Source organism: Streptacidiphilus monticola (assembly GCF_042658505.1).
GTDB lineage: Bacteria > Actinomycetota > Actinomycetes > Streptomycetales > Streptomycetaceae > Streptacidiphilus > Streptacidiphilus monticola.
In genome coordinates this window covers 62,354-73,875 of the sequence record NZ_JBHSQJ010000103.1, presented here as the reverse complement: position 1 = coordinate 73,875, position 11,522 = coordinate 62,354, and the positions used below count along the sequence as shown (strand labels likewise).

13 protein-coding genes are annotated in these 11,522 nt (G+C 73.4%); 3 read left to right on the top strand and 10 right to left on the bottom strand.

Going from position 1 to position 11,522, the window contains the following annotated elements; genetic code table 11:
* The 5 genes from hpnE to ACFP3V_RS23745 form a co-directional block, all read right to left on the bottom strand.
* A partial coding sequence (hpnE, locus tag ACFP3V_RS23765) for a hydroxysqualene dehydroxylase HpnE (RefSeq protein ID WP_380586996.1) occupies positions 1–1,335 on the bottom strand: 1,335 nt, incomplete at its 3' end.
* A 100-nt stretch (positions 1,336–1,435) separates the two neighbouring features.
* Positions 1,436–2,347 carry a presqualene diphosphate synthase HpnD gene (hpnD, locus tag ACFP3V_RS23760; RefSeq protein WP_380586993.1) on the bottom strand — a complete coding sequence of 304 codons (912 nt, stop codon included), beginning with the start codon at positions 2,345–2,347 and terminating at the stop codon, positions 1,436–1,438.
* Positions 2,348–2,355: 8 nt separating this feature from the next.
* Complete coding sequence (hpnC, locus tag ACFP3V_RS23755) at positions 2,356–3,315, bottom strand: squalene synthase HpnC (protein WP_380586990.1); 960 nt, start codon at positions 3,313–3,315, stop codon at positions 2,356–2,358.
* 188 nt (positions 3,316–3,503) lie between these two features.
* Positions 3,504–4,313 (bottom strand): ABC transporter ATP-binding protein, encoded by an 810-nt coding sequence (locus tag ACFP3V_RS23750; protein WP_380587008.1) that lies wholly within the window; start codon positions 4,311–4,313, stop codon positions 3,504–3,506.
* Positions 4,314–4,320: 7 nt separating this feature from the next.
* On the bottom strand, positions 4,321–5,226 hold the full coding sequence (locus ACFP3V_RS23745) for an ABC transporter permease (RefSeq protein ID WP_380586987.1): 906 nt from the start codon (positions 5,224–5,226) through the stop codon (positions 4,321–4,323).
* 158 nt (positions 5,227–5,384) lie between these two features.
* Here ACFP3V_RS23745 and ACFP3V_RS23740 point away from each other — a divergent pair, with 158 nt between their 5' ends.
* Positions 5,385–6,014, top strand: a complete 630-nt coding sequence (locus ACFP3V_RS23740; RefSeq protein WP_380586984.1) for a TetR/AcrR family transcriptional regulator — start codon at positions 5,385–5,387, stop codon at positions 6,012–6,014.
* The gene (locus ACFP3V_RS23735; protein ID WP_380586981.1) at positions 6,011–6,679 is read left to right on the top strand and encodes a pyridoxine/pyridoxamine 5'-phosphate oxidase; all 669 of its coding nucleotides are present in this window, start codon (positions 6,011–6,013) and stop codon (positions 6,677–6,679) included. The genes ACFP3V_RS23740 and ACFP3V_RS23735 overlap by 4 nt, the downstream gene beginning before the upstream one ends.
* Positions 6,680–6,707: 28 nt before the next feature.
* On the opposite strand, the gene ACFP3V_RS23730 is transcribed toward ACFP3V_RS23735, so the two are convergent.
* Both ACFP3V_RS23730 and ACFP3V_RS23725 read right to left on the bottom strand, forming a co-directional pair.
* Complete coding sequence (locus ACFP3V_RS23730; protein WP_380586978.1) at positions 6,708–7,220, bottom strand: hypothetical protein; 513 nt, start codon at positions 7,218–7,220, stop codon at positions 6,708–6,710.
* 207 nt (positions 7,221–7,427) lie between these two features.
* Entirely contained in the window at positions 7,428–7,709 is a 282-nt protein-coding gene (locus ACFP3V_RS23725; RefSeq protein ID WP_380586975.1) for a hypothetical protein, read from the bottom strand.
* 219 nt (positions 7,710–7,928) lie between these two features.
* On the opposite strand from ACFP3V_RS23725, the gene ACFP3V_RS23720 reads away from it, so the two are divergent.
* Positions 7,929–8,741: a class I SAM-dependent methyltransferase gene (locus tag ACFP3V_RS23720; protein ID WP_380586972.1), complete on the top strand. Its 813-nt coding sequence runs from the start codon at positions 7,929–7,931 to the stop codon at positions 8,739–8,741.
* On the opposite strand, the gene ACFP3V_RS23715 is transcribed toward ACFP3V_RS23720, so the two are convergent.
* Genes ACFP3V_RS23715 through ACFP3V_RS23705 form a run of 3 tightly spaced genes read right to left on the bottom strand, consistent with a single transcriptional unit; the run spans position 8,698 to position 11,327 of the window.
* Positions 8,698–9,342, bottom strand: a complete 645-nt coding sequence (locus ACFP3V_RS23715; protein ID WP_380586969.1) for a cytochrome b/b6 domain-containing protein — start codon at positions 9,340–9,342, stop codon at positions 8,698–8,700. The two genes, ACFP3V_RS23720 and ACFP3V_RS23715, sit on opposite strands and share 44 nt — an antisense overlap.
* Positions 9,326–10,042, bottom strand: coding sequence for a molybdopterin-dependent oxidoreductase (locus tag ACFP3V_RS23710; RefSeq protein ID WP_380586966.1), 717 nt, complete (start codon positions 10,040–10,042; stop codon positions 9,326–9,328). Before ACFP3V_RS23710 ends, ACFP3V_RS23715 begins: the two co-directional genes overlap by 17 nt.
* 52 nt (positions 10,043–10,094) lie before the next feature.
* Positions 10,095–11,327, bottom strand: a complete 1,233-nt coding sequence (locus tag ACFP3V_RS23705; RefSeq protein ID WP_380586964.1) for a cytochrome P450 family protein — start codon at positions 11,325–11,327, stop codon at positions 10,095–10,097.
* Between the last annotated feature and the right edge of the window lie 195 nt (positions 11,328–11,522).

Genomic DNA, 11,522 nt, shown 5'->3' with positions numbered 1-11,522 from the left:
GCCGCTGCGGACGGCGCCCTCCATGGTCGCGGGCCACCCGGTGGCGGTCCACGCGCCGGCCAGGTACAGGCCGGGCAGCGCCGTCTCCGGTCCGGGCCGCAGCGCGGCCGTGCCCGGGGAGGGGGCGAACGTCGCCGTGCGCTCCCGGGTCACGAAGAACTCCGCCACCACGGCCTCGCGGGCCCGGGGCAACAGCCGTTCCAGCTCCGGGAGGTAACGGCGCCTCAGCTCGGCCACCGGCAGGTCGATCTCGTCCTGGGCGGCGGACTGGGACAGCGCCAGATACTGCCCGCCGGTCCGCAGGCCCGAGTGCGCGGTGCGGTCGAAGACCCACTGGACGGGCGTGCCCAGCCCGGCCAGGAAGGGCTCGTCGAGCACCTTGCGGTCGTACACCACATGGACGTTGAGGATCGGGGCGTGGCCCAGCTTGGCGAGCCGTTCGGGCTCGTCCAGCGCGCCGGCGGGCAGCAGGCCGGCGGCAGCCTCCTGCGGGACGGCCAGCACCACGGCTCCGGCGGTGACCGACTCGGCCCCGCCGTCCAGGCGTTCGCCCGTCAACTCGACGCGGTAGCCGCCCGCTTCGGGCACGACCGACGTCGCCCTGGTGCGCAGCAGCACCCGCACGCCGGCCCGCTCCAGGGCGGCCCGGGCGGCGGCGTCGTGCAGCCGGCCCAGGGGGACCTTGGCGAAGCCGATGTCGCTCGCGCCGGGATCGGAGAGCAGGCCCGTCTTGAAGACCATCGCGGCCAGCGCCAGCGAGGCCTGCTCGGCGGTGGCGTTCAGGGTGGCCACGCCGACCAGGTCCCAGAGCGCCTCGACCGCGCGCGGCGACTGGCCGTGCTCGGCCAGCCAGTCCGCGAAGGAGCGGTCGTCCAGCGCCGGGTCGTCCAGGCGCAGCCCGCGCAGGGCCAGCGCGGCCCGGCCGGTGGCGGCCCGCTCGGCCAGGCTCAGGTGCGGGTATGAGACCAGACTGCGCGTCAGATGCAGCGGCACCGGCAGCCGGTCCCGCCCGATCACGCCGTCCCTGCCGGTCGCCACGTCCCGGACCGGGACCCGCAGCCGCGGCTGCAGCTCGACCTGGTCGGTGACGCCGAGCCGCTGCAGCAGCCCGCGGTAGGCCGTGCAGCAGCGCAGGAAGACGTGCTGCCCGTTGTCCACCCACAGCGGGCCGACGGCGGTCTCGCGCTGGAAGGAGAAGGCCAGCCCGCCGAGCCGGGGGCGGCCCTCGGCGAGGACGACCTCGGCCCCGGCGTCGGCCAGCCGCAGGGCGGCCGTGATCCCGGCGAGACCGCCGCCGACGACCACCGCGCGCCACGGCTCCGCTGCCCGGCTCATGCCACCGCCTCCCCCTGCACCCGCCGACACGCGTCCCGGCGTCCTGTGGTTCCCCCGCGCCCGGAACGGGCAAACGGAGTGGACTCGTTCGGATGGACCTTCAAGAGGCCCGCCTTCCGACCAGGCCGGACAGTGCTACGTAGGCCTTCTCCCACCCGGGGAGGGAGACCCGGCCGCGCAGCACGGCCTCGGGCTCGGCGACGATGCGCTCCAGCACCCGGTGGTAGATCCCGGCCATGGCGCCGACGCAGGCGCGGCTGCGCCGGTCCAGCATCGGGAGCAGCTGCAGGCCCTCGTCGAAGTAACCCTGGGCGCGCCGGGCCTCGAACAGCACCAGGCCGCGGAAGTCCGCGCCCGGGGCCGGGACCGCCGTGCCGAACCCGGACTCGCAGCCGAACCGCTCCAGGTCCTCCGCCGGAAGGTAGGTGCGGCCGTTGGCCGCGTCCTCGCGCACGTCGCGCAGGATGTTGGTGAGCTGCAGGGCCAGGCCCAGGGTGTCCGCGAACTCGGCGCCGCGCTTGGGGTCGGCGCAGCCGAAGACGGCCAGCGAGAGCCGGCCGACGGTGCCGGCGACGCAGCGGCAGTAGACCCGCAGCTCCTCGAAGGTGCCGTAGGCGGTGCCACGGACGTCCATCTCCATGCCGTCGATCAGCTCGTCGAAGGCGTCGAGCGGGATCGGGAAGAGTGAACAGGCGTGCGCCAGCGCCACCTTGACCGGGTCGGTGTCCTCGGGCTCGACCGAGCCCTCGCGGATCGCGTCCAGCAGGGCGCGGGTCTGCGAGAGTTCGGCGAACTTGCGCTCGTCGGGCCACTCGCCGTCGCCGATGTCGTCGATACGGCGGGCGAGCGCGTAGATCGCGGACATGGCACGGCGCTTGGCGAGCGGGAGCAGCCGGATCCCGTAGGCGAAGTTCTTGGCCTGACTGCCCGTCACCGCCTCGCAGTACCGGTACGCCGCCGCCACCTGGGGCGGCAGCGGCACGGAACCGTCACTGCCGTCCTTGCCTGCCATCTGCCGACTCACCGTCTCCCTCTCGACCGACTCGGTTGGCGCGCGGCCCGCCACAGGCCCGTTGCCGCCTGCCGCGCCAGCAGGCCCTTGCCCGCCTTGGGCGAGGCGGCGAGCACGTCGTACCCGGCCGCCTCGATCGCGTCCAGCTGCGCGTAGCCGCCCGCGGAGAAGCCCGTGAGCAGCAGCCGCAGCCGCCCGTGGACCGAGGAGAGCAGCGGGGCCCCCTGGTCCAGCAGCGCCCGCGCCCGCTGCGACTCGAAGAACACCAGCCCGCGCAGGGCCGTCCCCGCCCGGGGCTCGTCCAGCTCGGACTCGGCGACGCCGAAGCGCTTGAGATCCTGCTGCGGCAGGTAGATCCGGCCGCGGGCGCGGTCCTCGGCGACGTCCTGCAGGTGCTCGATGACCTGCAGCGCGCTGCAGATGGCGTCGGACCAGGCGATCCGCTCGGGGGTGGCCAGCCCGGCGAGCTGCAGCACCAGCCGGCCGACCGGGTTGGCGGACAGCTCGCAGTAGCCGAGCAGGTCGTCGAAGGTCTGGTAGCGGTCGGTCCGCTGGTCCACCCGGTTGGCCTCGATCAGGCCGCGGAACGGCTCCGGGGTCAGCCCGTGCCGCTCGATCGCCGGGACCAGGGCGGCCAGCAGCGGATGGCGCGGGGCCTCGGCCCCGGGGCGGCGCAGCGCCGTGGCGAAGGCCCGGTCGGTCTCCGCCTCCAGCGCGTCGAGCAGCGCCAGCCGGTGCTCGACCGTGTCCGGCCCGGGCTCCACGCCGAGCAGCCGGGCGGTGCCGCCGGGGTCGGGCAGGTCGCCGTCGCCGGCGTCGTCGACGAGGCGGGCGAAGCCGTAGACGGCCATCAGCCCGGCGCGCATGTCCGGCGGCAGGAAGAAGGGGGCGACCGGGAAGTTCTCCCTGGTCGCCTTCTCCAGCACCGCCCCGGACTGCTGTTCCGGGGCCTGGGGACCTGATGTCATGACCGCCACTCCCCCGTTCTACACCGATCTTGACAGGCTGCCCACAGCGGACACGCCTACCCGACGCATGCCTCCCCCGCCTGCCCTTGTCGGGATCTTGCGCCTAGCTTATGCCGCTCATACGACAGAACGCCGCCGGGGGTGCCGACGGCGTTCTGACAGGGTGTCACGGGGAGCGTGACGCTGCCTCACTTCTTCTTGGTGAAGTCCTCGTACTCCTTGACGACGTCGTCCGTCGGCCCGTCGGCGAGGATCTTGCCGTGCTCCAGCCAGATGGTCCGCTCGCAGGTCTCGCGGATGGTGGAGTTGCTGTGCGAGACCAGGAAGACGGTACCGGCCTCCTCGCGCAGCTCCTTGATCCGCTTCTCGCTGCGGACCCGGAACTTGGCGTCGCCGGTGGCCAGCGCCTCGTCGATGAGCAGCACCTCGTGGCTCTTGGCCGCGGAGATGGCGAAGCGCAGCCGCGCGCTCATGCCGGAGGAGTAGGTGCGCATCGGCAGCGAGATGAAGTCGCCCTTCTCGTTGATGCCGGAGAAGTCGACGATGTCCTGGTACTTCTCCTGCACCTCGGCGTAGCTCATGCCCATGGCCAGGCAGCCGAGGACGACGTTGCGCTCGCCGGAGAGGTCGTTCATCAGGGCCGCGTTGACGCCCAGCAGCGAGGGCTGTCCCTGGGTGTAGATGGCGCCGGAGGCGGTCGGCAGCAGCCCGGCGACCGCGGCCAGGGTGGTCGACTTGCCGGAGCCGTTCGAGCCGATCAGGCCGATGGCCTCGCCCTTGTAGGCGGTGAAGGAGATGCCGCGCACCGCGTGCACCTCGGTCAGCGCCGGCGAGGCCTTCTTGCGCAGGATCCGGGACAGGGCCGAGGTGGCCGAACCCTTGCCGGCGCCCGCGCCGTAGACCTTGTAGACGATGTGGACGTCGTCGGCGATCACCGTGGGGATCCGCTCGCCGGGCTTCGCGGCGGGGACGGCGTCCTGCGTCACGTTCTGCTCCATGGTGGTGTCAGCCACGGCCGTACTCCTCCTCCTTCTTCCAGAAGAAGACATAGCCGCCGAGACCCGCGACCAGCGCCCAGCCCAGGGCGACCGCCCAGACGTGCGGCGGCAGGCTGCTGGCCGGGACGGAGTCCATCAGGGCGAAGCGCATCAGCGAGATGTACACCGCCGCGGGGTTGATCTGGATCAGCACGGCGACCCAGTGCGGGGCGCTGTTGACCAGCTTGGAGATGCTCCAGAAGACGCCCGAGGTGTACATCCAGGTGCGGATGACGAACGGCATGAGCTGGGCCATGTCGGTGGTCTTCGCGCCTATCCGGGCCATGAACATGGCCAGGCCGGCGTTGAACACGGACTGCAGCGCCAGTGCCGGGATGATCAGCAGCCAGTTCGCCGTGACCGGTAGGCCGCTGCTGAGGATGATCACGCAGAGCACGACCATCGAGACCAGCAGCTGCTGCAGCTGGTTGATGGTCTGCGCGAGCGGCAGGCAGGCGCGCGGGAAGTGCAGCGCCCGGATCAGGCCCAGGTTGTCCGCGATCGAGCGGGTGCCGCTGAGCACCGCGGTCTGGGTGAACTGGAAGACGAACATGCCCGTGCACAGGTAGGGCACGAAGTCCGGAATGCCCTTGCTGGTGCCCAGCAGCAGACCGAAGACCAGGAAGTACACGGCCGCGTTCAGCAGCGGCGTCATGACCTGCCAGATGTTGCCGAGCTTGGAGCCGGAGTACATCACCGTCAGCTTGGCCGTGGCGTAGGCGCCGATGAAGTGGCGCCGCGCCCACAAGGACCGGGTGTACTCCACCAGCGAGGGGCGTTTGCCGCTGACGGCGAGCCCGTACTTGGCCGCAAGCTCGGAGGGACTCAGCCCCGCGTCCGGGTCGGCGACCCCGGTCGCCTGATCCCCATACACCGTGAACACGCTACTCCAAGCCTCCGCTCCCGAAACGACGGGACGGAACGGTATCGTCTCATCCTGAAGGAAAAGTTAGCGGCCGGTGACGACAGAACGCAACCGTTTCGTCGTCGCGCAGAGGCCCGGCCGGAAACGGGCCGTCGAACGGGGAGCTTATGGGAACGGAGTCCTCCGCCACCATCGCGGGGACCGCGGAGCCGAAGAGGCAGCCCGCCGGGGCCGCGCTGCTGCGCGACGACGTGACCGAGGCCATCCGGGCCGCGGTCTTCGAGGAGCTGGCCGCCAACGGCTACGGCAGGCTCTCCATCGAGGCCGTGGCCCGCCGGGCCGGCGTGGGCAAGACCGCCGTGTACCGGCGCTGGCGCTCCAAGCTGCCCATGGTCATCGACGTCGTCTCCGACCTCGCCTCCGCCATCGGGCTGGTGCTGCCGGACACCGGCTCCCTGAGGGAGGACCTGCGCGTGTTCGTGGGGGTGGTCCACCGGGTGCTGCGGCATCCGATCGCCGCCCAGGTCATCCCGGACCTGCTGGCCGAGGCCGCACGCAATCCGGAGATCGCCGAGACCTTCGGCGCGGCGCTGCGCGAGGCGCAGCGGAGCACCACGGCCGCGATCATCGCCAAGGCCGTCGAGCGCGGCGAGCTGCCCGCCGAGACCGACCCGGACTTCGCCCTGGACCTGATCGCCGGCCCGCTCTACTGGCACCTGCTCGTCTCCCGGGCCCCGGTCTCGAAGGCGTACCTGGCCCGGCTCGCCGACTCGATCGAGAAGGCGCTGCGGGCGTGAGCGGCGAGCGGACGGTCCGTCAGCTGCTCGTCGGCCTGCCGATGCTGGCCCCGCCGCTGCCCCGGTTCGACCCGGAGCAGGCGCCGAAGGCGCCCTTCCCGCTGTTCCTCGACTGGCTCGCCGCGGCCGTCGAGGCCGGTGTCCGCGAGCCGCACGCCATGGTGCTGGCCACCGCCGAACCGGACGGCGGCCCGGACGCCCGCGTCGTGGCGCTGCGCGACGCGGACGAGGACGGGTGGACCTTCGCCGCCCAGCGGCACAGCCCCAAGCACCGGCAGCTCCAGCGCCCCGGCCGGGCCGCGCTGCTGTTCCACTGGCGCGAGCAGGGCCGCCAGATCCGCGTCCGCGGCGTGGCCCGGCACGCGGACGCCGAACGCTCCGTTGCGGACTTCCTCGCCAGACCGCCGGTCTCCCGCGCCGCCGGGCTGGTCGGCCGCCAGAGCGAGCCGCTGGCCGACCCGGCCGAGCTGGACGCCGCCTTCGCCGCCGCGCTGGCCCGGGCCGAGGCGGACCCTCAGCTGGTGGACCCCGCGCACGTGCTGGTCACCGTCGTGCCGGACAGCGTCGAGTTCTGGCAGGGCGACCCCGGCCGCGCGCACGTCCGGCTGCGCTACGCCCGCGGCGGCCCGCAGGGCCGGTGGCGGCGTGAACGGCTGTGGCCCTGACGGCAGCTGACAGGGCGTCAGCCGGAGGCTACTTCTTGCTCCAGCGGTCACGGCCGTCGGAGCCCGCCTTGCAGACGTACGCCGTGCCGTTGACGGTGACCGTCTGGCCCTGCGTGGCGCAGAACTGGCCGGCCTTGGCGGTGCCCGAGGTCACCGCCGACTTCCAGCGGTCCTTGCCCGCACTGTCCTTGGCGCAGGTGACCGCGAGCCCCTTGGCGGTGACGCCGGAGGCGCCGTCCGGCGAGCAGTAGGCGCCGAGGACGGCCTGGTGGGTGACCGCGCCCGCCCTGGCGGAGGACGCGGCCGCCTTCGCCGACGAGGCGGCCGCGGAGGCCCTCGCCTTCGCGGAGGACGCCGCGCCCGAGGCCGCGGCCAGCGCCGATGAGGCCGCCGCCGAGACCCTGGCCCGGGCGGAGGAGGCCGCGCCGTTGATGGCGTTGCTGGTCTTGCTGCCGGAACTGCTGGAACATGCCGCCGTCGCCATGGTCAGCGCTGCGACGGCGCTGACGGCCACGGCCATGACTCCGCGGGGAGTACGCAAGCGGATCACCCTCTCGTGCCTGTGTCGATCCTGCGATCGAACGTAGGCACACGGATCACCGCGCCGCGCTGCGGCCTACTCCGATCCGGGCACACGACGGGCGCCCCGTCGGCCGTGACACGACCGGGCCTGTCCGGCGGCCGGGCACGACGAAGGCCGGTCCGGCGGGGTGAGCAGCCGGACCGGCCTTCGCGCGGAGCGCCGCCGCTACCGGCGGAAGCTGCCGAAGAGCGAACGCGTGAGCCGCTTGAGCGGCGCCAGCAGGACCATGCGCGCGCCCCGGTTCGGGCGGTCGGCCGTCGCCTGGGCGTTGACCCCACGCGGGGTCAGCTCCCTTATCAGGCCCACGGCTTCGGCCACCTCGACCTGCGGGAGCGCGGGCGCGCCGAGCACGGCGAGGTGCCGGTCGAGCCGACGGCTCGCCGCACCCGTGCCGCACTGGACCGCGGGGATCCGCGGCCTGCTGAGCGCGTGCTGCATCTGTTCCATTTCCCACCCCTTGGAAGGCACCAGGGCCGTGGTGCGAAGCCTATCCGCCCCGTGAGGTCGGTGTGCAACTGTCTACGTGTTCTTCCTGGTTGCCCTACCGTACCCGTTCCCTGTCCCGGTCCCCCACCTGGGCCGCCGCCAACCCTCCTGCAGGGGGGCGCACGGCAGCAGACGCGAAATCCGATTGCCCCGGCGGCCGCCCGCTCGCGACCCTGGGCCATGACCGACGTGGACACGCCCTCGCTGAGACCCGAGATCCTCGCCTTCTACGCCCGCGGCCAGGAGCACGCGCGGCTGCGCTCCGGCGGCCACCGTCTGGAGTTCCTGCGTACCCAGGACGTGCTGCGCCGCCTGCTGCCCCCGGCCCCCGCCGCCGTGCTGGACGTGGGCGGCGGCAGCGGCGTCCACGCCGAGTGGCTGGCCGCCGACGGCCACGCCGTGACGCTCGTCGACCCGGTGCCGCTGCACGTCGAACAGGCCGCCGCGGTACCGGGCGTGACGGTCCTTCAGGGGGACGCGCGGGCCCTGGCCCGGCCGGACGCGTCCGTGGACGTCGTCCTGCTCCTCGGCCCGCTCTACCTGCCCGAACGTGCCGACCGGATCCGGGCGCTGGCCGAGGCGCGGCGGGTGGTGCGGCCGGGCGGCCTGGTCGTCGCGGCGACCATCAACCGCTTCGCCGGGCTGCACGACCAGCTGCGCAAGGAGGTCTGGTTCGACCCGGCCCTGCGTCCCCGGATCGCCGCCGGCACCGCCGACGGGCGCCACCGGCCCCGGGAGGACGGCGACTTCACCACCGCCTACTTCCACGAACCCGCCGACGTCCCACGCGAGTTCGCCGAGGCCGGGCTGGAGCCCTGCGGCCAGTACGGGCTCGAGGGCGCGGCCTGGCTGATGGGCGGCGTCGAGGCGTGGCTGGACGACCCGGAGCGCCGCGCCGCCGTGCTGGAGGCGCTGCGGCTGACCGAGTCCTCCCCCGCCCTGCTCGGCGTCAGCGGGCACCTGCTGACGGTCGGTCGCCGTCCTCCGGGGTGACCGCCTCGTCCCACAGCTCGTGCTCCTGTCGGGCCCAGTCGCGGGGCACCCGCCCGGTGCGCATGCCGCGCCGGGCGGTGGGGTCCTTGACCGCCATCCGGATGTGACCGATGACCAGCACGCCGATCACCAGCGCCAGCCAGTCGTGGACGAAGGTCGCGCCGGTGCGCACGTCCAGGCCGGCCAGGTGCGGGAACCAGAGGATCAGGCCGGTCCCCACCATCACCAGCGTCGCGCCCGCGATCACCGAGGCGTAGAGCTTCTGCCCAGCGTTGAACTTGTCGGCCGGACCGGCGTGCTGCGTACCGTGCCTGACGGCCCGCCAGGTCCACCCCTTGTCCTGCGGCCCGAAGCGGTCGAGCCGGCGCAGGTCCGCGCGGACGGAGCGGAAGACCAGGCCGACCAGCAGCGGGCCGGGCAGCAGCACCCCGCTCCATTCGTGCACCAGCACCAGCAGCCGTCGGCGGCCCACCAGTTCGGCCAGCTGCGGGACGTAGAGGAAGGCCGCCGTCAGGATCGCGACGAGCATCAGGGCGGACGTGGTCCGGTGCACCCACCGCTCGGCGGTGGTGAACCGGACCAGCTCAGGAGGTGGGGGCATCGTTCCGCCCGTTCGAACGGCCGACCCAGGCCTCGACGTCGTAGCCGTAGTGCTCCCAGTAGCCGGGGATCACCCGGTCCGTCACGGTGATGCCGGACAGCCACTTGGCGGACTTGTAGAAGTACATGGGGGCGACGTAGAGCCGCACCGGACCGCCGTGCGCGTCGCTCACGGGCGCGTCGTTCATGCGGTGGGCGACCAGCACGTCGTCGCGCATGGCCTCGTCCAGGGTCAGGCTCTCGCTGTAGACGCCGTCGAAGCAGGTGAAGCTGAGCGCCTTCCCCTCCGGCCTGACCCCGGCCCGTCGCAGCAGTTCGCTCAGCAGGACTCCGGAGAACCGCGTCTTCGGCACGCGCCAGCCGGTCACGCACTGGACGTCGCGGACCAGCGTCGTCTGCGGCAGGGCCTGGAGTTCGGCGAGGGAGTAGGTGTGCGGCCGCTCCACCAGTCCGCCGACGGTCAACGTGTAGTCCTGGGCCGAGCGGTGCGGGACCGAGTCGGCCACCGAGTAGAAGCGGAAGCCTCCCCCGCCCGGGAGCAGGCCAGTGAACCCGGTCGGGTCCTTGGCGCTGACCTGGGCCAGCACGCCGTCGAGCCCGCTCTGGATCCGTGCCCCGAAGGCCACCCCGGCGGCGCCGAGCCCGAGCACGCCGAGCAGGACCCTTCGACCGATCGGCTTGCCCGCCGCTCCCGTGCGCATGCACCGATTCCATCACCCGCGCAGGCGGGTGACCAGGGTGGTCCGCGGGACGTCAGACTTCCGCAAGAACCGCGGGCAGGGCCAGCGGCCCGTGCATGATCCCGGCCGGGGTCCAGTCCAGTTCGCCGTAGGCGCACCGGAGCCGGAGCCCGGGCAGCCGGCGCAGCACGGTGCCGAGCGCGATCTCGCCCTCCAGGCGGGCCAGCGGGGCGCCCAGGCAGTAGTGGATGCCGTGCCCGAAGGAGAGGTGCCGTCCGTCGGTGCGGGTGACGTCGAGCGTTGCCGGGTCGGCCGCGGCGCGCTCGTCACGGCCCGCGGCGGCCAGGGCGACGACGACCACCGAGCCGGCCGGGACCACCGCACCCGCCAACTCGACGTCCCGGCGCGCGAAGCGCATGGTGGACTGCTCGACCGGGGCGTCCCAGCGCAGGAACTCCTCCACCGCGCCCGGCAGCAACTCCGGTCGCTCGCGCAGCAGTCGGGCCTGGTCCGGGCGGTCGAGCAGCGCGGCGAGGGCGTTGCCGAGCAGGTTGACGGTGGTCTCGTGCCCCGCGACGACGAGGATCACGGCGGTGCCGAGCAGTTCCGCCTCACTGAGGGCGCCGCCGTCCGCGTCGCTGATCGCGACGAGCGCGGAGAGCAGGTCGTCGCCGGGCTGCTTGCGCTTCTCGGCGATCAGCTCGGCGAGGTAGCCGTTCAGCGCGACGGCGCCGGCCCGCGCCTCCTCGCCGGGGACGGCGGAGCCGCCGTTGAGCGCGGCCTGGGTCCAGCGGCGGAAGTCGTCCTGCGCGGCGAGCGGGACGCCCAGCAGTTCGCAGATCACCGTGACCGGCAGCGGGGCGGTGAACTCGGCCACCAGGTCGACCTCGTGCCCGGCGGCGGCCCGCGCCTCGACGGCGTCGAGCAGGGCGTCCGTGATCTGCTGCACGCGGGGGCGCAGGGATTCGATCCGGCGCGGGGTGAACGCCTTGGCGACCGGCCCGCGCAGGCGGGTGTGGTCCGCGCCGTCCGCCATCAGCATGTTCGCGCCGAGGCCGCGCCCACCTCCCTGATAGACCGTCACCCCCGCGCTCTCCAGCTTCGCCGCGGCGATGACCGGGTCCTTGCCGAGGTCCGGATGGGCCAGCGCGGTGCGGGCGGCGTCGTAACCGACGACCAGGTAGAGGTCCAGCCCGTTGGGCTGGGTGACGTGGTGGACCGGCCCGCGCTCGCGCAGCTCGGCGAAACGGGCATGGGCCTCGCGCTTGAACGCGAGATCGTTGACGAGCGGCAGCGCGGCGGACATCGTGTCCCCTCCCCCTGGGCACGGTGATCGAATCGCGCGCCATTGTGCCCCGCCCACCCGCCCATTGCCCAGCCCCAGCGCTCCCGCGTTCCCGCGCCCCCCGCTCCCGCTCCCCGGTCCCGGCAACCCGTGGCCCGGGGAGGGCGCAACGGTCACCGGCGGGGCCGACGATGCCGCCCCGGCCGCGCCAGCCCT